The 22,183-nt window shown below is 38.4% G+C and carries 23 protein-coding genes and 3 pseudogenes; 16 read left to right on the top strand and 10 right to left on the bottom strand.

What is annotated here, in order from left to right; translation table 11 throughout:
* Positions 1–232: 232 nt before the first annotated feature.
* Both CA730_RS08740 and CA730_RS08735 read left to right on the top strand, forming a co-directional pair.
* Entirely contained in the window at positions 233–511 is a 279-nt protein-coding gene (locus CA730_RS08740) for a UPF0175 family protein (RefSeq protein WP_096666371.1), read from the top strand.
* Complete coding sequence (locus CA730_RS08735) at positions 508–993, top strand: DUF3368 domain-containing protein (RefSeq protein WP_096666368.1); 486 nt, start codon at positions 508–510, stop codon at positions 991–993. Before CA730_RS08740 ends, CA730_RS08735 begins: the two co-directional genes overlap by 4 nt.
* Positions 994–1,305: 312 nt before the next feature.
* Here CA730_RS08735 and CA730_RS08730 read toward each other — a convergent pair whose 3' ends face one another.
* A complete protein-coding gene (locus tag CA730_RS08730) occupies positions 1,306–3,180 on the bottom strand; it encodes a bifunctional serine/threonine-protein kinase/formylglycine-generating enzyme family protein (protein ID WP_096666365.1) in 1,875 nt (624 codons plus the stop codon).
* A 108-nt stretch (positions 3,181–3,288) separates the two neighbouring features.
* Between CA730_RS08730 and CA730_RS08725 the strand changes: the two genes are divergently transcribed.
* From CA730_RS08725 to CA730_RS26425, 3 genes and pseudogenes are all read left to right on the top strand, one after another.
* A complete protein-coding gene (locus CA730_RS08725) occupies positions 3,289–4,065 on the top strand; it encodes a Uma2 family endonuclease (protein WP_096666361.1) in 777 nt (258 codons plus the stop codon).
* A gap of 48 nt (positions 4,066–4,113) precedes the next feature.
* The gene (locus CA730_RS08720; protein WP_096666358.1) at positions 4,114–4,620 is read left to right on the top strand and encodes a DUF2085 domain-containing protein; all 507 of its coding nucleotides are present in this window, start codon (positions 4,114–4,116) and stop codon (positions 4,618–4,620) included.
* Positions 4,621–5,060: 440 nt separating this feature from the next.
* Positions 5,061–5,135 (top strand): annotated as a pseudogene (locus tag CA730_RS26425) (DUF2283 domain-containing protein); the annotation flags it as partial.
* A gap of 154 nt (positions 5,136–5,289) precedes the next feature.
* On the opposite strand, the gene CA730_RS08715 reads toward CA730_RS26425, so the two are convergent.
* A complete protein-coding gene (locus CA730_RS08715; protein ID WP_096666355.1) occupies positions 5,290–7,740 on the bottom strand; it encodes an ATP-dependent Clp protease ATP-binding subunit in 2,451 nt (816 codons plus the stop codon).
* Positions 7,741–7,983: 243 nt separating this feature from the next.
* Here CA730_RS08715 and CA730_RS08710 point away from each other — a divergent pair, with 243 nt between their 5' ends.
* On the top strand, positions 7,984–8,280 hold the full coding sequence (locus tag CA730_RS08710; protein WP_096666352.1) for a DUF3288 family protein: 297 nt from the start codon (positions 7,984–7,986) through the stop codon (positions 8,278–8,280).
* 90 nt (positions 8,281–8,370) lie between these two features.
* Here the strand turns inward: CA730_RS08710 and CA730_RS08705 are convergent, their stop codons facing one another.
* The gene (locus CA730_RS08705; RefSeq protein WP_096666349.1) at positions 8,371–9,783 is read right to left on the bottom strand and encodes an MlaD family protein; all 1,413 of its coding nucleotides are present in this window, start codon (positions 9,781–9,783) and stop codon (positions 8,371–8,373) included.
* A 46-nt stretch (positions 9,784–9,829) separates the two neighbouring features.
* Positions 9,830–10,621 (bottom strand): ABC transporter ATP-binding protein, encoded by a 792-nt coding sequence (locus tag CA730_RS08700; protein ID WP_096666346.1) that lies wholly within the window; start codon positions 10,619–10,621, stop codon positions 9,830–9,832.
* 206 nt (positions 10,622–10,827) lie between these two features.
* Here CA730_RS08700 and CA730_RS08695 point away from each other — a divergent pair, with 206 nt between their 5' ends.
* On the top strand, positions 10,828–11,217 hold the full coding sequence (locus CA730_RS08695; protein ID WP_096666343.1) for an MAPEG family protein: 390 nt from the start codon (positions 10,828–10,830) through the stop codon (positions 11,215–11,217).
* 69 nt (positions 11,218–11,286) lie between these two features.
* Here CA730_RS08695 and ald read toward each other — a convergent pair whose 3' ends face one another.
* The gene (ald, locus tag CA730_RS08690) at positions 11,287–12,378 is read right to left on the bottom strand and encodes an alanine dehydrogenase (protein ID WP_096666340.1); all 1,092 of its coding nucleotides are present in this window, start codon (positions 12,376–12,378) and stop codon (positions 11,287–11,289) included.
* 250 nt (positions 12,379–12,628) lie between these two features.
* On the opposite strand from ald, the gene CA730_RS08685 reads away from it, so the two are divergent.
* From CA730_RS08685 to CA730_RS08655, 7 genes and pseudogenes are all read left to right on the top strand, one after another.
* On the top strand, positions 12,629–12,799 hold the full coding sequence (locus CA730_RS08685) for a chlorophyll a/b-binding protein (RefSeq protein WP_096666338.1): 171 nt from the start codon (positions 12,629–12,631) through the stop codon (positions 12,797–12,799).
* Positions 12,800–13,128: 329 nt separating this feature from the next.
* Positions 13,129–13,422 carry a hypothetical protein gene (locus CA730_RS08680; RefSeq protein ID WP_096666335.1) on the top strand — a complete coding sequence of 98 codons (294 nt, stop codon included), beginning with the start codon at positions 13,129–13,131 and terminating at the stop codon, positions 13,420–13,422.
* A 69-nt stretch (positions 13,423–13,491) separates the two neighbouring features.
* Positions 13,492–13,821: pseudogene (locus tag CA730_RS08675) on the top strand (Uma2 family endonuclease); the annotation flags it as partial.
* A 139-nt stretch (positions 13,822–13,960) separates the two neighbouring features.
* Entirely contained in the window at positions 13,961–14,542 is a 582-nt protein-coding gene (rdgB, locus tag CA730_RS08670) for an RdgB/HAM1 family non-canonical purine NTP pyrophosphatase (RefSeq protein WP_096666332.1), read from the top strand.
* 386 nt (positions 14,543–14,928) lie between these two features.
* Positions 14,929–15,204 (top strand): annotated as a pseudogene (locus CA730_RS25140) (transposase); the annotation flags it as partial.
* Between the two features lie 291 nt (positions 15,205–15,495).
* Positions 15,496–16,545 carry a cobalamin biosynthesis protein CobW gene (gene cobW / locus CA730_RS08660; protein ID WP_096666327.1) on the top strand — a complete coding sequence of 350 codons (1,050 nt, stop codon included), beginning with the start codon at positions 15,496–15,498 and terminating at the stop codon, positions 16,543–16,545.
* 1 nt (position 16,546) lies between these two features.
* A complete protein-coding gene (locus CA730_RS08655) occupies positions 16,547–17,002 on the top strand; it encodes an ABA4-like family protein (RefSeq protein WP_096666324.1) in 456 nt (151 codons plus the stop codon).
* A gap of 474 nt (positions 17,003–17,476) precedes the next feature.
* Here CA730_RS08655 and CA730_RS08650 read toward each other — a convergent pair whose 3' ends face one another.
* The 4 genes from CA730_RS08650 to CA730_RS08635 all read right to left on the bottom strand — a co-directional run bounded on the left by CA730_RS08650 (position 17,477) and on the right by CA730_RS08635 (position 18,983).
* Positions 17,477–17,701, bottom strand: coding sequence for a hypothetical protein (locus CA730_RS08650; protein ID WP_027401946.1), 225 nt, complete (start codon positions 17,699–17,701; stop codon positions 17,477–17,479).
* A 58-nt stretch (positions 17,702–17,759) separates the two neighbouring features.
* Positions 17,760–18,068, bottom strand: a complete 309-nt coding sequence (locus tag CA730_RS08645; RefSeq protein WP_096671388.1) for a DUF3181 family protein — start codon at positions 18,066–18,068, stop codon at positions 17,760–17,762.
* 119 nt (positions 18,069–18,187) lie between these two features.
* Positions 18,188–18,445 carry a hypothetical protein gene (locus CA730_RS08640; RefSeq protein WP_096666321.1) on the bottom strand — a complete coding sequence of 86 codons (258 nt, stop codon included), beginning with the start codon at positions 18,443–18,445 and terminating at the stop codon, positions 18,188–18,190.
* Between the two features lie 274 nt (positions 18,446–18,719).
* Complete coding sequence (locus tag CA730_RS08635; RefSeq protein WP_096666318.1) at positions 18,720–18,983, bottom strand: hypothetical protein; 264 nt, start codon at positions 18,981–18,983, stop codon at positions 18,720–18,722.
* Between the two features lie 790 nt (positions 18,984–19,773).
* On the opposite strand from CA730_RS08635, the gene CA730_RS08630 reads away from it, so the two are divergent.
* On the top strand, positions 19,774–20,190 hold the full coding sequence (locus tag CA730_RS08630; RefSeq protein WP_096666315.1) for a hypothetical protein: 417 nt from the start codon (positions 19,774–19,776) through the stop codon (positions 20,188–20,190).
* Between the two features lie 32 nt (positions 20,191–20,222).
* Positions 20,223–21,623, top strand: a complete 1,401-nt coding sequence (locus tag CA730_RS08625; protein ID WP_096666312.1) for a TldD/PmbA family protein — start codon at positions 20,223–20,225, stop codon at positions 21,621–21,623.
* A gap of 186 nt (positions 21,624–21,809) precedes the next feature.
* Here CA730_RS08625 and CA730_RS08620 read toward each other — a convergent pair whose 3' ends face one another.
* Entirely contained in the window at positions 21,810–22,157 is a 348-nt protein-coding gene (locus CA730_RS08620; RefSeq protein WP_096666309.1) for a hypothetical protein, read from the bottom strand.
* Positions 22,158–22,183 lie beyond the last annotated feature (26 nt).

The following is a 22,183-nucleotide window of genomic DNA, read 5'->3' as shown; positions in this document are numbered from 1 at the left end:
AAAGGAATTTACAGAAATGGGAAGATTAAGTTATCTGAAATTCCTAAAAATATCTTAGAAGGCGAAGTTTTAATTACTTTTATGGAAACTAAAATACTATAAAATATTGTTGTAAAAAGTTCAACAGCAGAATTATTTATTTCCCTCCGTGGTAAAATCCAATATTTTGAAGATATAACTACCTCTGTGGGTTTATAATATAAGCATCATCAAAATAAACAAATGTGATTGTATGACTAAAGTAGAGTTTACCATTCCCATCCATAGCGTCACAGACACTATCAGAAAAGAAGCAGAAAATAAAGCTAAAGAAGCTTATGTAATGACACTACTAAAACACGGAGAAATTAGTAGTGGTAAAGCTAGTCAATTATTAAGAATTTCTCGATTAGATATGATTGAGTTAATGTCTAAATATGATATATCTCTTTTTGACGATAGTATGAGTTTAGAGGAATTTCAGTCAGAAATCAATCAAGCGAGAATGGGGTTAAAAGCAAATAATTTATGATTATTGTTTCCGATACAACCCCATTAAGTGAACTTGCTAAAATTGGTAAATTAGATTTACTTCAGGCTGTTTTTGGCAGAGTGATAATTCCTCAACAAGTCTATGAAGAATTAACCACAGGAAATCATCCTGCTGTTTTAGCTGTAAAATTAGTATCATGGCTGGAAGTTCGTTCTATAAATAATCACGAACTGATTAAAAATTTGCAATTAGAAACAGATTTAGATTTAGGAGAATGTTCTGCGATTATTTTGGCAGAAGAATTAAAAGCTGATCAACTTTTAATTGATGAAAAAGCTGGTAGAAAAGTTGCTATTGGTAGAGGTTTACCAATTGTTGGTTTAGTTGGAGTAATTATTTTAGCCAAAGAACAAGGATTAATTGATAGTGTCAAAAATATTTTGGATGATTTAATAATAAAAGGTACAAGGATCAGTCCTAAAATATATAATTATGCTCTAATTACAGCAGGAGAAGTTTAAAAATTGTCAGATTCTGAGAACATTTAATATTCAGTTTCGCGCAATCTCTCTTAAAGATCCCGCAGGGTAGACGCAAAGTAGCAAAGACGCAAAGGAAAACCAGAAATTTATCAACAACATCCTGAAAATCCTCAAATCCTGGATATCCTGATTCTGACAAAATAAAACTTGACATGACCGAAAAACTCTGTTATTATCGTACGATATACCCTACTCTAACTTTTAGAAAAAAAATTGATCGCCGTGAGACGATAGAACAAGGGAAAAGAGAAAGAAGGGAAAAGGGCAAAAGAGCAAGAGTGTAAAGGGCTACTAAGTCCTCGCCGCACTAAAACAGACAACGCGAAAACCGATAATGTCGTTCCTGAAAGCGCGGTTGACGTTGTAGCGGACGGCAGAACGGCAGTCTTCAGGATTGAAGCTCCACGAAGCACCGCGCAGCAATTTCTTACTGCTTCGTCCTGTCAAAGCACTACCATCTTTAGGCGTAGCATTATAATTATCTATATAATCATCCAAACACCACTCCCATACATTACCGTGCATATCGTACAAACCAAAAGCGTTAGGAGGAAAAGAACCTACATCTGTGGTTTGTTGACGATACTGGCCTTTTGGTGCAGAAGCATAGGTGTAATTACCATTATAGTTTACCAATTCTGGGGTAATACTTTCACCAAAATAAAACGGTGTGGTAGTTCCGGCTCTACAACCATACTCCCATTCAGCTTCACTAGGTAATCTGTAGTATTTCTGTGTTTTTTGACTTAACTTTTCACAGAATGTAACTGCATCATTCCAACTGACTTGTTCTACTGGGCGATTATTGCCTTGGAATCGAGAAGGGTTACTACCCATGATAGCTTGATATTGTGCCTGTGTCAATTCATATTTTCCCATGAAGAAAGCAGGAACAGTAACTTGATGTCGGGGACCTTCGTTTGAATACCTTCCTGCTTCGTTTTCCAGTGAACCCATGATAAATGTTCCCCCTGGGATTTCCACCATTTCCAATGTTACACCATTTCCTAAATCTTCTGTGAAATATTTTGCACTTTCATTCCGTCGGTTAATGATGTTTCCGGTTGCGTTAGTGCTGACCACTTCAAAACTAAAAGTTTTCTTCCCAGAAAATAAACTTTGTCCTATAAATGCAACAGTTACACCACCTAAACATAATCCTCCATAGATAAAACCGCGACGATTGATTGTAGTTGGAGAATTTCCCGAAATTTGATTTTGAGAAATTTGATTTTGAGAAATTTGATTTCCCCCTGGAGGTACATAAATAGTAGGAGGAATTTGTATATCTTTGATGACTTGATCCGCAGATTGATACCGTTTTTGAATCTCAATTTTCAACAACTTATCTAAAACTTTCCCCAAATCCTGACTAACAGAAACGGGTGAATTTTCTCGCCAATTATTCACCCAACTAAAACCATTGATTGTCCATAAATTAAAAGGATTAACCCCTGTTAATAAATGAAAACAAGTTGCACCTAAAGCGAATAAATCACTGGCTGGATAAGCTTCACCACCTTGTATTTGTTCCAGTGGACTATATCCATAAGAACCAATTTGTGTTCCTATTTGGGTGTGAACTGTGGTAGTTAATTGTTTAGAAGCCCCAAAATCAATTAATACCAATTTACCATCACTGGCTCGGCGCATGATATTCTGTGGTTTAATATCCCGATGAATAACCTGGCGCTCATGAATAAACTTTAAAGATGGTAATAAATCTAGTAATAATTCTCTAATTTGATTTTCGTGATATTTACCCTTTTGTGCTAATTCATCTAATAAATTCTCCCCTTTAATAAACTGTTGTACTAAATAGAGAAAACCATTATCTTCAAAATAAGCAAACAGTGTTGGTATTTGCGGGTGTTCTCCTAAATCTTGTAAGCGTTTAGCTTCTTCAATAAATAACTCTGTGGCTTTTTTTAAAGCGTAAGTTCCTGACTGTTTAGGTGCAAGTTGCTTGATTACACACGGTTCATTTAACTTTTGGCTATCTTCCGCTAAATAGGTTCTCCCAAAACCACCTTCATTAGAAAGCACCCGCAATACTCGAAAGCGACTGATTAATAATGGTACTAACGGGGTTCTGCAAGATTGACAGAACTTGTGATGATCAGGGTTGATAGGCTGGGAACAATCCGGGTTTAAGCAGCAAATCATAATCTGTGATAGATGACCGTATAACCTTTATAATACAATATCCAGTAATTACGCGCTCCCTATTCTCTGATATAATACTAAATTAACAACCGCAATCTTTTAAATAGTATGAGTGAAACCCTGGCTGATATTGCTATACCACCGCAGTTTCCTGATCATACTCAACTCCCAGAGTCTGATGGTACATTCGTGAAGAATTTTCAAGAACATCCCCAAAGTATTATCATCACAGATTCCATAATTCAAAGTTTACAAAAATTACATCCTGATGGACAATTTTGTATAGGTCAAGATTGTGGTATTTACTGGCGCGAAACTGAACCACCAGAAAAAGGTAGCATAGCACCAGATTGGTTTTATGTCCCTGATGTAGCACCTAGATTAGATGGTAAAATTCGTCGTTCTTATGTATTATGGCGGGAATATATTCCCCCATTAATTGCTATAGAATTAGCCAGTGGTAATGGTAATGAAGAAAGAGATACAACTCCTCTAGCTGGTTTACAGGAAGGTGAAAAACCAGGTAAATTCTGGGTATATGAACGCATTATCCGCATTCCCTATTATGCCATTTATGAAGTTAATAATGATCAATTAGAAGTTTATCATTTGGTAGATTTTTCTTACCAAAAAATGCAGCCTAACGAACGTGGACATTACCCAATTCCCCCTTTAGGTGTAGAATTAGGTTTATGGCTAGGAAGTTATTTAAATAATCCTGAACAACTTTGGCTACGGTGGTGGGATTTGGATGGTAATTTATTATTGGTAGGTAAAGAAGAAGCCGAATTACAAAAATTAAGGGATGAAAAAGCAGAACTTAAAGCTGCACAATTAGCCGAACGTTTACGGGCAATGGGTATAAATCCAGATGATGATTTATAATCATTTTTGGTATTGAAGAAAACGAAACACAGAGGATACAGAGAAAAGATGCAACGGGCTATTTTATCTAGGGATTTACAGTTTAAACAAGTTAATTGGGTGAGTTTTTTTGCTGATTTCCTGTTAGCTGGGATGGTTTTTGGTCCCCCTCTTGCTCCTTTTTTGGCTGCGTCTGGCGTGTTTTTGCTTCCAGACATTGCGGACATTATTTACTTTATGGGTAATCATGTATGTCCGCAGCCTACTATGGGTTTGGAGTTAGCACCACCGTTTATTATGGCGGTTTGTATGCGCTGTTATGGTACGGTATCAGGTTTATTGATAACTCGAATTTTGTATGGTTTAACTAATGGAAAAGGTGTTTTTTGGCTAAGTCAATATGGTTTGACTGGCGCTGCTTTTGCTAGTGTGTTGATGATGGCTTATCCAATGGAGTTAGCAGCGCAGATTTTCGGTTTATGGGATTTTAATAATTATATTGTTACACCTTTTGGTTTGATTACTGGTTTGGCTTGGGGTTTATTTGCTATGCCAATTTTGCATTTTCGTAGATGATAAAGTTGGTTGGGTTGCAAAACCCAACACCACAAATCATTAATTATTCCAAAAGCCGTGGGCGTAAAAACTGCCAGTCACAGTTAAATAGGCGGTTTACAGCCAATACTTGTCGGTTAAGCTCAAACAAGAAAATTACGTAGGTTGGGTTGACGCAAAGAAACCCAACATTTATAAGCATTTGTTGAGTTTTACTATCGTTCAACCCAACCTTGTATCTTAGAGGTATGTTAGAAGAAAATGAGTGGGATTGTAATTCAAATTAAAACTATCAAATATCTTAAACAATGATTTGGGAAATTAGATGATGATATCAGTCCCGACTACCTTAGAACAATTAATTACGGCTGTACAACAATTACAACCGGAAGAAAGAGCAATAGTGGCTCAAACGATGAGATAGAATCTAATGATGATATTTTAGCCGCTGCCTTGAAACTTATGACACAGCAGGTAATGTCATAGGGATTGAAATTCTCAATGCTTCCCAAAAAATCAGAACCTTTCACTCATAGTGTGAAATTATCCATCTTCTTCCTTCTTCCTTCGTGTTCTTCGTCCCTTCGTGGTTCATTTAATCCATATTCTTCCATAAAAACCCATTAAAAAAGGTGGGTTAACAATAAAGTCACCCACCAAATAAATTACCGATATTGTAGAAATCCCAAATTAACCAACATTAGTTAATAACAACTCACGGGTTTCCGATTTTCTGACCTTTACCTGGCCATCATCGTCTACATCCACAATAGCCTTATCTCCATCTGCAATTTCCCCAGATAAGATCGCTTCAACCAGAGAATCTTCCAACAGACGCACAATAGCACGACGTAATGGTCTAGCACCGTAGCTAGGATCATAGCCTTCTTGGACAACCTTCTCTTTAAAGGCTTCAGTCACTTCTAAAGTGATGTTCTTATCTTTGAGACGACTACCAACATCACGCAGCATGATTTCAGCAATTTGCTTGACTTCATCCTTGTTGAGTTGAGTGAAGACGATAATATCATCAACCCGGTTGAGGAATTCTGGACGGAAATAGGCTTTGAGTTCTTCGTTAACTAGGTTACGAATGCGATGATAACTAGCGTCTGCGTGATTATCAAATTCAAACCCTAAGCTGCTACCACCTTTTTCAATTACCTTAGAACCGATATTAGAAGTCAAGATAATTAATGTATTCTTGAAGTCTACTTTCCGCCCTTTGGCATCCGTAAGATGACCGTCATCCAAGATTTGCAGCAGCATATTGAATACATCGGGATGCGCTTTTTCTATTTCGTCGAATAGCAACACCGTATAGGGTTTACGCCGCACAGCTTCCGTTAATTGTCCGCCTTCGTCGTATCCTACATAACCTGGAGGTGAACCAATCAACTTGGAAACATTGTGGCTTTCCATGTATTCGGACATATCTAAACGCACCATTGATTCTTCCGAACCAAAAAAGTAAGCAGCTAAGGCTTTAGCTAATTCGGTTTTACCGACACCTGTTGGTCCAGAGAAGATAAAACTAGCAATGGGACGATGAGGATTTTTTAAGCCCACACGGGCGCGACGAATGGCGCGGGAAACGGCTGTAACTGCTTGTTCTTGACCGATGAGTCTTGTATGTAAGGTGTCTTCCAGATGTAACAGCAATTCGGATTCAGACTCGGTCAGTTTGTTGACAGGAACACCTGTCCAAGAAGCGACAATTTGGGCGATGTCTTCTTCGTTGACGAGGGGAGAGTTAACGGTTTCCTGATTTTCTTCTACATCGAGTCTGGCTTGGAGTTCTAATTCTTGTATCCGCAATTTACCAGCTTTGCCAAAATCTTGGGTTCTGATGGCTTCAGATTTGGCTTTGGTAGCGGTGGTTAATTCTCGTTTAAGTTCCTTGTTTTTGGCAATGTGGGAGTGACGCAAGCGGACACGAGAACCGGCTTCATCAATTAAGTCAATGGCTTTGTCGGGTAGAAAGCGATCGCTAATATAACGATCTGCCAATTCAGCCGCCGCAATTACCGCTTCATCAGTAATATTAACTCTATGATGTTGCTCGTAAGCACCGCGCAAACCATAAAGAATCTCAATAGTTTCTGCTACTGATGGTTCTCCTACCAAAACTGGCTGAAAACGCCGCTCTAGAGCCGCATCCCGTTCGATGTGTTGACGATATTCATCTAATGTGGTTGCACCAATACACTGGAGTTCTCCCCGGGCTAGAGCCGGTTTGAGGATATTAGCTGCATCCAAACCGCCTTCTGTGCCACCTGCACCGACTAAGGTATGAATTTCATCAATCACTAAGATGATGTTTCCTGCTGTGCGGATCTCCTCCATGATTTTCTTGAGGCGTTCCTCAAAGTCACCCCGGAAGCGAGTTCCCGCCACCACAGACCCCATATCCAAACTAATTACTTGTTTATCAAGTAAAATTTCGGGGACATCTTGATTGACAATGCGTTGGGCTAGACCTTCGGCGATCGCTGTTTTCCCCACACCTGGCTCACCAATCAAAACCGGGTTATTTTTAGTTCTCCGACCGAGAATTTGCACCGTTCTTTCAATTTCCGTCTGGCGACCGACTACTGGGTCTAGCCTGCCATCCTGAGCCAGTTTGGTGAGGTTTCTGCCAAACTCCTCTATAGATAAATTTTGATTTCGCTGGGAATTACTTCTACCACCAGTGACAACCGCTGTGTCTTCACCCAATCGGCTCATCACAGCCGAACGGATAACTGGTAAATCCACTCCTAGATTTTGTAATACTTTGGCGGCGACTCCTTCACCAGCCTCCGTTAAACCTAATAATAAGTGTTCAGTGTTTATGTAATTATGTCCAAGACCGTGAGCCTCTCGGAAAGATTGCTCAAACAGGCTTTTGACTTTCGGGGTAAAAGGAATTTCCGGAGGGACAAACCCAGAACCCCGGCCAATTATTTTTTCTACTTCTCGACGGGCTTCTTTCAGGGTAACACCCAACTCAGCTAGTACCTTAGCAGCAACACCTGTTCCTTCTCCCATTAAACCCAGGAGAATTTGTTCTGTTCCTACAAAGTTGTGTCCCAGTCGTCGTGCTTCCTCCTGAGCTAACATGATTACCCTAATGGCTTCGGAAGTGAAGTGTTCAAACATAGCGGGTTCTTTCCCTCGTGCTGCTTGGTCTTTGGGTGAGATATAAGTTCACCCTTATCTAGAGTTTCTTGTATTTTCTTAAAGATAATGTATCTTTATTTTAAGCTGAATGGCAGTAGTGAGAGCCGTAAGTGACAAGGCGTAGTTGCCGTCATTCAGTAGACAATGGTGGATAATTAGCAATGGTCGAGATTTTTGATCTTGAGTTGTTGATGGATTGCTAACTTCGTACAGGTATTGATGATGACAGAAATTCTCGGTGGTAAAGACCAACAACATCCACTCTACAACCGCGATCGCCCCCTTATTGATATTTTACTCGCTCAAGACGCAACGGACTACAATTTATCGGAATTAGCTAGACTAAAAATTCGTTATCAAGGTTTCCCCGGTGCGCGAGACATCCAAAGCAACTTAGATAAAGTTTTGCAACGTTGGGGTTTAACTGAAGCTGAACTATTTGCCAAAACCCGTCAAATCCATGATACAGGCGGAATTTACAAAAGTCGTGGCAAAAAAGATGAGCAGGATTGGAATTAAGGAGTTCGGAGTATGGCTAACGCCACGCTGCGCTATCAGGAGTTCAGGAGAAAGAAAGAAGAAAATTCCTTCCCTGTCACCTGTCACCTGTCACCTGTCACCTATTCCCTTCTCTCGATAGTCTCGAAGTTTCTGGAGGAGTTGTTCTTGGGATGAATTGGGTGATTCTGTGGGTGGTTGGGGGGTTGTTTCCACTTTCTCCACTATTTTGGGTGCGGAATTTATTACTAATATTTGTTTTTCGGGAACAGGTGCGGTAATTACTACCTTTGGGTGATTAGCATCAGCTTTGAGAGCATCTAGAGTTACAGCTACCTTGGTTTTTTCTTGGATGTCTTTGCTAGAAGAAACTAATTTACTCAGACCATTTACCAATCGCAGCATATTTTGACGAAACTTAGGATCACCTGTTAATTCATCTAAATCAGCGGTGATTTTTTGGGTATTTTCAAATGTTGCTCTCGCTGAATCTAAGGTTTGCTGCAATAAAACAATGTTTTTTGGATCATTTAAAGTTTTAGAGGCATCTTTTAAATTCACAGAAGCCTCGGCTGCATTTGCTGATAGGGTTTCTAGATTGGTTAATAATTGTCCTTGAGTTAAGCGATTAATGGCAGGTGATAAACTTGTAACCGTCTGTCTAAGTTGGTTACTTGTCTCCGTCATACTATTTAAAGTACCAACTAGAGAAGAACGATTAGTAGTAATGAGATTATCTAAATTTGTCAGTAAGCGACTTGCTTGTTTAGCTGTGACACTAAAATCTTTAGCTGTTGTCCCTAATTGATCTGCAGTTTTATTAGCAGTTTCAGTTAATTGGGTTGTAGAGCGTTGTAATGTAGATGCTGTTCCAGAAAATACATTTATTTGTCCTTTGAAGGTTTTGCTCAAATTTTGTAAATCCTTACTTAAATCGGCGATATTAGCAGCAGCATTAGCCGAGGTTTCTAAGGTGCGATTCACATTTTTATAGAAATTTTCGTTACTATATTGAGCCGCAAAAATGGTTGATTGACGCATCAGTTCATCTACACTAATACCAATTATCCCTCTTAAGCGAGAACCATTACAAATAATCAAACTAGAATTACAGTCTTTATCTAGAGGTTTGGCAGATAACTTCCCTGGTAAATCTCCTTTTGGAGTAATTTCAATAATATTTTCGCTAATTAATCCACTTTGATTAGCTTCAATGAGGGAATTACTGGGAATTATTAAATCAGGGGAGTTAATTTGAATTTCCACATCAATGGCATTTGTTCCGGGTTGAACCTTGGTGATAGTTCCCACTTTCACACCCCGAAAACGGACTACTGAACCCTTTTGCATTCCCCCAGCGTTGGCAAATTCGATAGTTGCTTTGTAAGAAGTTTCTCCGGGAGTGATTCTATTTAACCACAGTAAAATTATTCCAAATGCGCCTAACCCTACCAGGAGCAACAATCCTACAGAACCTTCTCTCATCATGCGTGCAGACGTGAAACTGCTAATTAGACCTCGCATTTATTCCTCCACAGATAGCGTTAAACTCAGCAATTTGATTTAGTACTTAACCAGCCACTTGAATGGGTCCATTTACACTTCCACTCATAAACTGTCTAATTAGGGCATTTTCTGTGTGATCTAAGGCAACTACTGTACCTTGCCATTGCACTTTTCCTTGATAAAGAAATACTATTTGATCGGATGTCCGCCGAATAGTGCTTTCTTGGTGAGTGACAATGGAGTAGGTACTACAGACTCCTTGTGTATTTTGTAAATCACGGATTAAGTCCTCAATTACCGTTGAGGCAATGGGATCTAATCCGGCTGTAGGTTCATCGTATAATAGAACCTCTGGACTATCTGTAGGCCGTTGAGGATTTGACATAATAGCACGAGCAAAACTGACTCTTTTTCGCATTCCTCCAGAAAGTTCTGATGGGTAAAGGTGACTAATATCTGCTAGTCCTACCAATTCTAATTTTTGATTGACTAATTCCCGAATGTGCGATCGCTTGAGTCGAGAATGTTGATAAAGTAGAAATCCAATGTTTTCCTCCACTGTCAACGAATCAAATAGGGCTGCTTGCTGAAATACCATGCCAATTCCCACCGGATCAGCAGCATCTTCTATTAAACCTTCTCTGCGTACTCCTTGAATATAAATTTCCCCTTCATCAGGTTTTAATAATCCGGCTATAATCCTTAAAACCGTTGATTTGCCAGTTCCCGAAGGGCCAATTATTCCTAGTGCTTGTCCTCGGTATATCTTTAAATCAACGTTATCTAAAACCTTGTTGTTACCAAAAGTTTTAGAAATACCTTTTAATTCAATTAATGGTTCTAATGTTTCTATCATTGCTGGCTAGTAATTAATTAAATTCTCACCTGTCACTTACAGCAGATTGCAGATTAATGAGTTACAGGATCTAAATTCAAAGCCAGACAGCAAGCCAGTTTTACTCCTGACTCCTGACTCCTGACTCGGTGAATCCTGCTGTAAGTAATCACCCGTCACCTATAATATTTTGTAAATCACGTTACTTTCCCATTTTACTCAACTTTATGTCTCCTTATCCTAGTTTAGTTACTGTTTCCGCACTTATACTATACTTTGTAGTAACAATTAATGTTGGTATAGCTAGAGCTAAATATCAAGTTCCTGTACCGCAAACTACAGGAAACCTGGATTTTGAAAGAGTGCTAAGGGTACAACAAAATACCTTGGAACAACTAGCTTTATTTATTCCGGCTTTATGGTTGTTTTCTACTTATGTTAGTCCTATTTGGGGTTCTGCGCTGGGCGCTGCTTGGATAGTAGGAAGAATTGCTTATGCTTGGGGATATTATCAAGCTGCTGAAAAACGCGGTCCTGGTTTTGCAATTAGTTCTCTCAGCGGTATGGTGCTAATTCTTGGTTCACTGGTGGGGATTATTTTATCTATGGTGAAGTAGATTGGGGACTGGGGACTGGGGACTGGGTTAAATTTTACCAATCACCAATCACCAATCACCAATCACCAATCACCCAACTAAATCGGGAAACATTTCTTGCACAGCAGGATGTACAAGACGGTGATTTTGGACGTTTAAACCTTTTGCTAAGGCTGGGTTAATTTCTAAAGCTTTAAGCCCCAGATTTGCTAATTGGACTGTATAAGGTAAGGTGGAGTTGTTGAGAGCTTGTGTAGATGTCCAAGGAACTGCTCCTGGCATATTCGGCACGCCATAATGCACTACTCCTTCATCAAGGTATACTGGCTTAGTGTGAGAAGTGGGATATAAAGTTTCAACACATCCACCTTGATCAACAGCGACATCTACAATCACTGAACCGGGTCGCATTTGTTTAACTAGTTCACGAGATACGAGAATGGGGGCTTTTTTACCGGGAATTAAGACTGCACCAATGAGTAAATCGGCATCTTTGACGGCGGCTTCAATATGGGCGGAGTTGCTGTAAAGTAGTTCTACTCTCGACCCAAACAAGGTTTCTAGGTAAGATAGACGTTCCACGTTGACATCTAAGATTTGCACTATTGCACCCATACCGACGGCGATTTTGGCGGCTTCTGTACCAACTACACCACCACCTAAAATTACCACTTTACCCGCTTTGACTCCGGGGATACCGCCTAAAAGTACGCCTCTGCCTCCTTGTTGACGTTCTAGGAATCTTGCGCCAAATTGTACGGCTAACCGACCAGCAACAATACTCATGGGGGTGAGTAAGGGGAGTTTATTTGCTCCTGGTTGTTCTACAGTTTCATAAGCGATCGCACAAGTGCCACAATCAATTAAATATTCTGTTAACTGGCGATTTGCCGCTAAATGTAAATAAGTAAATAACAACTGCTCTTTTTGCAAGAATTTATACTCGCTTACCAAAGGTTCTTTTACCTTAATAACTAACTCCCGATTCCAAGCAGCATACGCAGTATTGACAATTTCTGCCCCAGCATTGCGGTAGTCTTCATCAGTAAATCCCGCGCCAGTACCAGCTTCAGTTTCTACAAAAATATTATTACCGTTTTCCCGTAATACCCGAACACTGGAAGGACTTAAACCTACCCGAAATTCCTGATCTTTAGTTTCCTTGGGAACACCAATTTCCATTGATAGCCTCTTATATTTGATTGTTTCACTTTAGCGTGCCAGTACCTAGCTGATTATTTCCGTATTCAGTAATTCAAAATGCAAAATTTTTATTCTCCCTCACGCTACACCTTGACTAATCCGCCAGTCTTCTTACAATAGATAAAGAATAATTAAAAATTGTTAAGTACCGACGACCAGAGCCGGCAATTTACTTGAAAAATCTCTGTAAATTTTTGTTTGCCAATTATCAAGAAAGGAATCACTGATTATGACACAACAACAACCAACCATTACCCCCAAATTAGAAGAACCCAAATTTGGCTTCAATGAATATGCTGAACGTTTAAATGGCAGAGCAGCTATGATTGGTTTTGTTTTAATGGTAGTAATTGAATACGCTACCAATCAAGGTGTAATTGCATGGCTTGGTTTAAAGTAGACTTCTAATTTGGCGTTACTGATAGTATGAATTAGGTGTAGAGACGTTCCATATAACGTCTCTACACTAGTTTTCGGTTTATTTTTGTCCTCTCAGGCTGTTTCCCCAAGTTAACTTAGTGCCTCAGTCCTAGTAAAATAGAAATAACTGTGATGATCCTCAACACAATCTCTTCTGTCTGTGGGTGTTAATTACCGTACTCCCTTTTTTGCCAAAGGAAATTACAATTATCTATGCTATTATTTGCCTTTGATGAAACAGACAAATATTAGTTGGGATATTCTGAGTAAATTTATACAAAAAATCTAACTGGAACTAAGTAAGCTGTGATGAATGCTGTATTACCTCGTTTTTTAAAGTCAGCCTACCGCAAAGAACCTATCATTAGTGCGTTGATAACAGTGGGAATGATAGATGCTTTGATTGGTGGTTTAGATGATAGTTGGTCACTTTTCACCTTTGGTTTAGGAACAGCCGGAATAGCTCTCGTCTTTAAATTATGGCGAATGCAGCAACGTCCGTCTTTACCAGAAGAACCTGTTGCACAATATTATTTACCTCCTCAGTCTTCGGCTGACCCTTTACCTGTATTAAAGGCTTCTAAGAAAAAACCCCGTCAGTAGTAAAACCCTTGAGGTGCAAAGCTTTGTGATGAAAATTTGTACCTCTTTTGCCTATAAAATAGGCTATTTTATTACAGCGCTAATACTACAATAGTTACTAATCCTGTGTTGATTGTGGAAGTTTTATCTAAATCAACAAAAGATTATGATGCCTACGGCGAGCGCAGCTATCGTGGTGATAAGTTTCTTTATTATCGCTCAATTCCTGAGTTTAAAGAATATATTTTAATTGACCAAACTAAATATTATGTAATGCAGTATGTGAAAACTTCGGAAAATCAATGGATTTTAACGGAGTATGAAACTGAAGATGCTATGATAAATTTGTCATCAATTAATGTAGAATTATCTTTAAAGAAATTATATAAAAAAGTCAATTTATCGGAAAATTTAGCATAAATAATCTCAGAATTTGATATGGCGGTTCTTGGTTGAGTGAAATACAAGAACCCCTCCCCGCAAGCGATGAGGGGGCTAAGATATAGCGCATAAGAGCGGAAACCGCTGTAATTACCTTTTTATTAACAACTAACAACTGATGAATAAATTACTTGTAGTAGCGACAGGAAACCCCGGAAAATTGAAGGAAATGCAGGCTTATTTAGCTGATTCTGGTTGGGAATTAGCTTTAAAACCAGAAGATTTGGATGTGGAAGAAACGGGAGAAACCTTTGCGGAGAATGCTTGTCTGAAAGCCTCAGAAATTGCTAAAGCTACAGGTAATTGGGCGATCGCTGATGATTCTGGTTTAAAGGTAGATGCCCTCAATGGTGCGCCGGGGGTGTATTCTGCACGTTATGGTAACACGGATACAGAACGGATTGAGAGGTTATTAAGAGAATTAGGTGATCAGAAAAATCGTCAAGCTCAATTTGTGTGTGCGATCGCAGTTGCAAATCCTCAAGGAGAAATAGTAATTCAATCTGAGGGTATTTGTCACGGTGAAATCTTATTTGCACCTTCTGGAGATAGTGGTTTTGGTTATGATCCGGTTTTTTATGTACCAGAGAAACAATTGACTTTTGCTCAAATGACGACGGGTTTAAAAAAATCAATTAGTCATCGTGGTAATGCTTTGAAAGCTTTAGTTCCTCAGTTAATTAAAGTTGTAATTTTATGACTAGAGTAGAATTTACTCTTCCCATTGATACCATCACAGATACTATCAGACAAGAAGCGGAAAATAAAGCTAAAGAAGCTTATCAGGACTTACGCAACTGGCACAGCGATCGCTAATTATTAGTATATGTGTACTGCAATAATGAAGATGTTATTGAATCAGACTGATTGAGAATTGTTAATAGTAATAGATTAAATAAATGACGGGTATTAATTTTATGAGAGAATGATGATAGGGTGCATTAAGAAATTAATTAACGATGAAATTTACTAAACTTAATTACTGCCAGTATTTACTTAGCAGTCAAATCAACTACACAATGACTAATCTAGCAGAACATTTAGACAATATTAGTCACGATAAAATTAATTATTATTTAAAAAATGAGTTCTATGGATGTTACACAACAGGTGTGTAAAATCCGTTGGAAAATAGAAGAGTTTCACAGGGAGATAAAACAATTAACTGGCATTGAATCATGTCAGTGTCGCAAAGGTCGTCTTCAAAGAAATCATATAGCTTGTGCTATGTTGGTTTGGCTAAGACTAAAAAACTTAGCTTACAACACAGGTCAAACTATTTATCAAATTAAGCATAATTTGCTTTCTAATTATTTAATAGGACAACTAAAACGTCCAGATATTGCTATGTCAATGGTTTAGTCTTTAGGCGCTCGGTGCAGCGTAGCCGCACCATCGCTTGTGCCAGTTGCGTAAGTCCTAGATGTTATAACCATCCTGATGAAGTAGTGTAGGAATTTTTCAAAATGATAGAAATTGGATATTCTTAAAATAATCTGACCTCACCCCAACCCCTCTCCGACACGGAGAGGGGCTTTTAAACTAATAATTAGTAATATTCTTGGTATTTAAGCCTCTCCCCGTTGCGGGGAGAGGTTTGGAGAGGGGTTATACAATATATGGTAAAATTGAATTCAAAACTACACACAAAACATGGCTACAAAAATCCCCGTTACCGTCATCACAGGCTTCTTAGGAAGCGGTAAAACCAGCATTATCCGTCACCTCCTCCAAAACAACCAAGGACGACGCATAGCAGTATTAGTTAACGAATTTGGCGAACTGGGGATAGATGGAGAATTATTGAAATCCTGTCAAATTTGCCCAGAAGATGAAACAGAAGCAAATCAAGAAACTAATATATTTGAACTGACAAACGGCTGTTTATGCTGCACTGTCCAAGAAGAATTTTACCCGACAATGCGGGAATTAATTAAACGCCGAGATAGCATTGATTATATTATCATTGAAACCTCTGGTTTAGCCTTACCAAAACCCTTAATTAAAGCCTTTCGTTGGCAAGAAATCCGCAATGCTGCTACAGTAGATGCAGTCATTACAGTAGTAGATTGTGCCGCTGTGGCCGCGGGAACATTTGCTAGTGATTTAGAAGCCATAGCAGCCCAACGCCAAGAAGATGATAGTCTAGAACATGAAACACCATTACAAGAATTGTTTGAAGATCAACTTGCTTGTGCTGATTTAGTGATTTTGAATAAAACTGATTTAGTTGATAGTGAAACACAAGCACAAGTTTTAGAATTAGTTAAGAATGAATTACCTAGAGTTGTGAAAATTGTCTCTAGTGATTATGGTAAATTAGACCCATCTATCTTATTAGGATTTGCAGCCGCAGTTGAAGATAATTTAGATGATCGTCCTAGTCATCATGACACCGAAGAAGACCATGATCATGATGATGAAATCAACTCAACTCACGTGATTTTAGACCGAACATTTGACCCAGAAAAGCTACAAGTAACATTAGAAAAACTGGCAGAAGAACAGGAAATCTACAGAATTAAAGGATTTGTGGCTGTTGAGAATAAACTCATGCGGTTAGTTATGCAAGGTGTAGGAACAAGATTTGATAAATTTTATGATCGTCCTTGGAAACTAGAAGAAGCAAAACAAACCAGTTTAGTTTTTATCGGTCGTAATTTACAATCTTCAGAAATAGAATCTCAATTAGTAGCTTTGTAATATGAATATCACAGATTTATTTAACGTTGCCAATCTTTTTGTTTTGCCTTTTTGGGCTTTGATGATTCTGTTACCCAATTGGAATGTCACCCGCAAGGTAATGGAATCTTATTTACCTTTTGTTGTTTTAGCTGGTGCATATTCCTATTTATTTGTCGTCAGCATTACCCCAGAAAACGCCGCAGCTTTATCAAATCCTCAATTAGCAGATATAGCTAGATTTTTTAGTGATGAAACGGCTGCTGCTACAGGTTGGATTCATTTTTTGGTAATGGATTTATTTGTCGGTAGATGGATTTATTGGGAAGGACAAAAAACCGGAATTTGGACAATTCACTCGATAGCTTTGTGTTTATTTGCCGGTCCTTTAGGTGTACTTTCTCATATTTTCACCTATTGGATTACTAAAGCCTTTTCTAAAGGTTCTGAAAGTGTGACAGTTACACAAAAAGTATAGGTTTAGGAATTTATATCCCCGACTGCTTGGAGAAGTCGGGGATCTGTTTTTATGTTTTTTCAAAACTAATGTACCAATAGGTTCAGAAAAAATTGGTTCTTCCGTACCTGTTATGCCAAATATGAGTTTATTTACCCCATAACCCATATAAACAAAGGGTTTCATTGTTTTTGATGCCAAATTTATGTCAAATTAACCAATGAATTAACGTAAAATCCTTATATGGCAAGGATTTTGGGATTTGAAACAATAATTTAGCATAGTAAGTACGGAAGATCCCAAATAATTCTCGTAACCCCCACTTTAGTTTAAAGGGATCATCTGTAATTATCCATCCATCTTTTTATAACGCAGTTCTAACTGTATTGTGATAAATATCTTTGGCTGGCATTTCTAGTTAATCTTAAATCCAATCTATGCGGTTAGTACCAATTATAATTATAGGGTGATTTATCTCACCCTATGTAATTAATATTAAGCTGCTACAGATTCTCTTTCTCTAAATTTGGCATCTAACCAACAACGTGGTAATTTTTCTCCAGAGGGAAATACTAGTTCTTCTTTTTGATAAATGTCGGTTTCTTGTTCTTCTTGTCCTTCTTGATCTTGGGCGTGGACGATTTTACTAGTGGGGTCTAATAGTTCTTGAACATCAACTATTTTCACCAAATCGCGGCTATCTTTGATTTGTAAAAACATATTGATCAACCTCCATTATTTAAAATGTGTAAATTTGCCAATGGGAAGAAAATGAAGATTATATTTCCCGTTGATATTTCTCGACAATATCTACTAAGGTAACTTGACATTGCAAGGGCAATAAATTAATTAAAGATATTTCATTTCTGCCACCACCCACTTTCACAGTGATAGATTCTAAAGCGGTAATTACTTTTTCTTCATTAACGCCTTTAGAAGTAATTAAAGGATACAATTTTTCAGCAACAATATTATGCAATTTGGCATCGGCTAAATAAAGATGCCATTTTGCAATATCTATATAAACACTTTCACCAATTTCGGCCGCTAGGGTTTCCAGTAATTCTGTGGTATTAGTTTTAGCCACAAATATAACCTCATTGTTCGTAATATTGGGATATCTGACTTTCATTTCACATTATTACTCAATTAGCTAGACTTTAGCTACTACCACAGGTAAGAATTCCCTAGCTAGATAGTCTTTCTTTAGGTAGATTTCGGTGGGGTTTGGTCGTAATTAGCGATCGCACCAATGTAAATTAGATGCAGCAGCAATACTCCCACCCAACCAATTGTTACCCCAGGAAGCCATTCCCAGGCAGTAGTTTTCAAAATGTGGAAAAACCACAACCCAGAAGTGACAGTTGCACAAATACCAACATGAACAGCGAAATTCATGCGATCATCTAGTTTACGGAAATCTGGATCTTGGCGATCTGGTTTGCGAGGCCAACGAGGAGGCATAAATATAAATGTTTGTAACAGCAGTTAACGCACCTCCTCCATTGTAAGGTCTTTGGGGTTTACTTGCTCAAATATACGAACAATTTTTAACTGGTGACTCCTATCACCAATCTGGGGATGAGATAATGTTGGTGTTGCTGATTAAATATATGAATATGTCTCACGCAAAGGCGCAAAGACGCAAAGAATTAAGGCTGCATTAAATTTCCTAATTTCATACTTCAATTCAGCAAGACCAAAAATGTTGATGGGTTTCCCCAGATGGTAATATAGGCTATGAACTATGCACAGTTGACTCTGCATAGCTAGTGAGGGCAAATTCACTGCCTCTGGCACTAGGTACTAAAGTCCAACCCGCTTTCAAGAGTTTTTGATAAGTAGCCCAACCCTTAGAACCGCGAGGAATGCGATAATCTGGAACTGAAAATTGCGGAAAAGCTGTGTAAGGTCGCCAAGGTTGTCCAGGTGCAGTTTGCAAGTGTAAAATCTTTTCATCATCACCGCCATACTTAGATAACCAGCACATTTGTCGAAGCATAATGAACTCCTTGATTGTTTAGCTGAAATATCACAAGGACGCTAACTGCGGATATTTAGTGGTGTGGGAAACTGTTGTCAAAGTGTTTTTCATCCCCAATCTAAAATTCCGAATTAGTATGACATATTTTGATAATATCATACTGATACCAAATTAATATGAAGCTACATAAACAGGACTTACGCAACTGGCACATTGGTAGGGTGCGTCAAATATCAACAATCTGTTTATTTGCAGGATTTATGCAGTCTGACGCACCCTACAACAGATTTTTGGTGTGACACTTGCGTAAGTCCTAATAAAATCAGATTTCTAGAATCATTGACCGCAGATAAACGCGGATGAATTCATGGATTTTATGATTCTGTGCAGTCTCACATCAAATTGGTATGAATTGTGATAGAGTTGTTTTAACCTTATATTTAAGGTAATAAAGATTATTTTTGTCGGGTGAATTATTTAAGAAGGCAAACTCCTGTAGGTTGCTGTTTATGAAAATGGTAAGAGGAACAAGAAATGGTTTTTTGATTCTTGATTTTTCTTACTATGTGAATATTTTTATCATGTTATCCACTGTTGCCAGAATTGGATGTATCCATAGTTACGATTTTGCAAAAATTATTAAAATTTTATGGATCAGGAAAGTTAGAATGCTTGGAGTTAAGGGTCACAATGCTTGTCAAATCAGCCATTAAAGGATTTGAACTTGTTGGAAAATGATTGACTATCACCGTTATAATTTAAGATGGTTGGATATTGGTTTTTCTCTTGATATAGATAAGCAAAGATTATGAATAAACCAGTTATTTGGATCAATGGAGACTGTCTGAGTCCCCAAAGCCCTGTACTCCAAGCATATCCCCAAGCCCCAGCCCTTTGGGTTTGGGATGATGCTTTAATAGCAGAATGGCAAATTAGCCTCAAACGCCTGACTTTCATTTATGAATGTTTGCTAGAATTACCTGTGGAAATTCGCCGAGGAAATGTAGCAGCAGAAGTTTTAGCTTTTGCTAAGGAACATAATACTAATTTAGTTGTAACTACAGATAGTCCCAGTCCCAGGTTTGATGATATTTGTGATCAAATTGAAAAGTCTGTAACTTTGGAAGTTTTTGCTGTAGAACCGTTTTTTGAATATGACGGATATATTGATTTAAAGCGGTTTTCTCGTTATTGGAAAGTAGCAGAAAAATATGTTTTTCAATAAGAAAATAAATGTAATTTATAGCGATTTATAAAATGACAACTAAACTTACTGATGTTCAAAATCTCCTCTCAGATTTAATTTCCCGTTATTCTTCCCGTGTGGATTATTTGATGATTCGATTGGAAGAAGCTGAAGGAACAGATATTGTTTTGCGTGGTGATAGGGTGGAAACTCTCAGCGAGGGAATTTCCATTGGTGGTCATGTTCGCACTTGTTATAAAGGTGGCTGGGGATTAAGTAGTTTCAACAAATTAGCAACCATTGAAGAACGCATAGAAGAGGCGATCGCCGCAGCCCGGATAGTGGGTGATGAAGAAACCATACTTGCAGCGATTAATCCTGTGCAAGCTGTATGTAAATTACCTCTATTGGGTACTGATCCCCGTCAGGTTTCGCTAAAGCAGAAAAAGCAATTATGCGATCGCTATACTGACCTCCTGAAAACAGTTGATCACCGTATTACTACCACGTCCGTTCATTACAGTGATAGCACTCAAAGAGTGATTCTTGTCACATCTGAAGGAACTTTCATTGATCAATCTTGGGTAGATATGGAAATGCGCTTTGCCGCCACAGCCAGGAATGGGGATACTGTACAAACCGGCAGAGAAACCACTGGTTCTCGCAAAGCTTACGAAGATCTAACTAATTTAGACAAACAAGTTAAAGGTGCAGCAGAAAGGGCTGTTACGGCTTTATCTTTACCATCTGTCAAGGGTAATACTTACACCGTAGTTATTGATCCCATTCTCAGCGGTTTGTTTGTTCATGAAGCCTTTGGACATCTTTCCGAAGCAGATATGGCTTATGAAAACCCTGATATTCTGGAAGTCATGACTCTAGGACGACGTTTTGGACCGGAAGAACTGCAAATATTTGATGGCGCTGCACCCCAAGGACATCGCGGTAGTTATTTTTACGACGATGAAGGTACACCGGCGACGACGACCCAGTTAATTGAAGATGGTGTATTAGTTGGTAGACTCCATTCCCGTGAAACTGCTGGTAAATTAGAGGAGAAACCCACAGGAAATGCCCGTTGTCTCAATTATCACTATTCCCCCATTGTGAGAATGACAAATACCTGGATTGAACGGGGTAAAACCCCAGTCGCGGACTTATTTACGGGGATTAAAGAAGGTGTTTTTGCCCAAAATTGGCTAGGAGGAATGACGAACGGGGAAATGTTCACTTTCAGTGCTGGGGAAGCTTGGATGATTAGAAATGGCAAAATTGCTGAACCTGTAAAGGATGTGACTCTTTCCGGTAATGTTTTCCAAACCCTCGCAGATATTGAAGCTATTGGTGATGATTTTTACTGGGATGAATCCGGGGGTTGTGGTAAAGGTGGACAAAATGGTTTACCCGTCGGTTGCGGTGGTCCGAGTTTACGAATTCGGGATGTCGTGGTGGGAGGAGAAAGTGGAGAATAGTTCTTCCTTATCAAGCGCTAGTCTAACATATTTTTTGGCGCGAGTCAATAGCTTCAACCCATAAAACGCGAAAAAATGATCAAGAATATACCCAATTGATTAGAGAAGTCGGGTATATTACGAGTTATAAACAGAGTAGGTTTAATACCTGTCTTTTTTAATTTCTCGTAGGATATTCTAATTAACTCAATATTGTTTAGTTAACGCTTTAATTTCTTCTTCAGTAAGTAATTTTTTAGCAACTCTTACAGGTAAATGTTCAGCATCATAACGATTATTGATAGGTGTTAGTAAGCGCAAACTATATAAGTCTTCTCCTGCTTGTTCAGAGGTGTCTTTATCTATGATCAAACAAACCTGATCTGGATAAGTATGTAATAACCTTACCTGTAAACATCCTTTTAAATCTCTCGCGCTTTGGGCTAAAGGAGTATCATCTCCAAATAATTCTACCGCAGCTTTCCAGCTATGATTTAAAGCGACAATTTCATTAAGTAAACTTTCTATTGATGGTTTTTCAAAAATATCTGTCATAATTATTAATTATATATCAATTAAAG

The organism is Dolichospermum compactum NIES-806, assembly GCF_002368115.1.
GTDB lineage: Bacteria > Cyanobacteriota > Cyanobacteriia > Cyanobacteriales > Nostocaceae > Dolichospermum > Dolichospermum compactum.
Note: the sequence above shows the minus strand (reverse complement) of the source record. Positions and strands in the feature narration are given on the sequence as shown.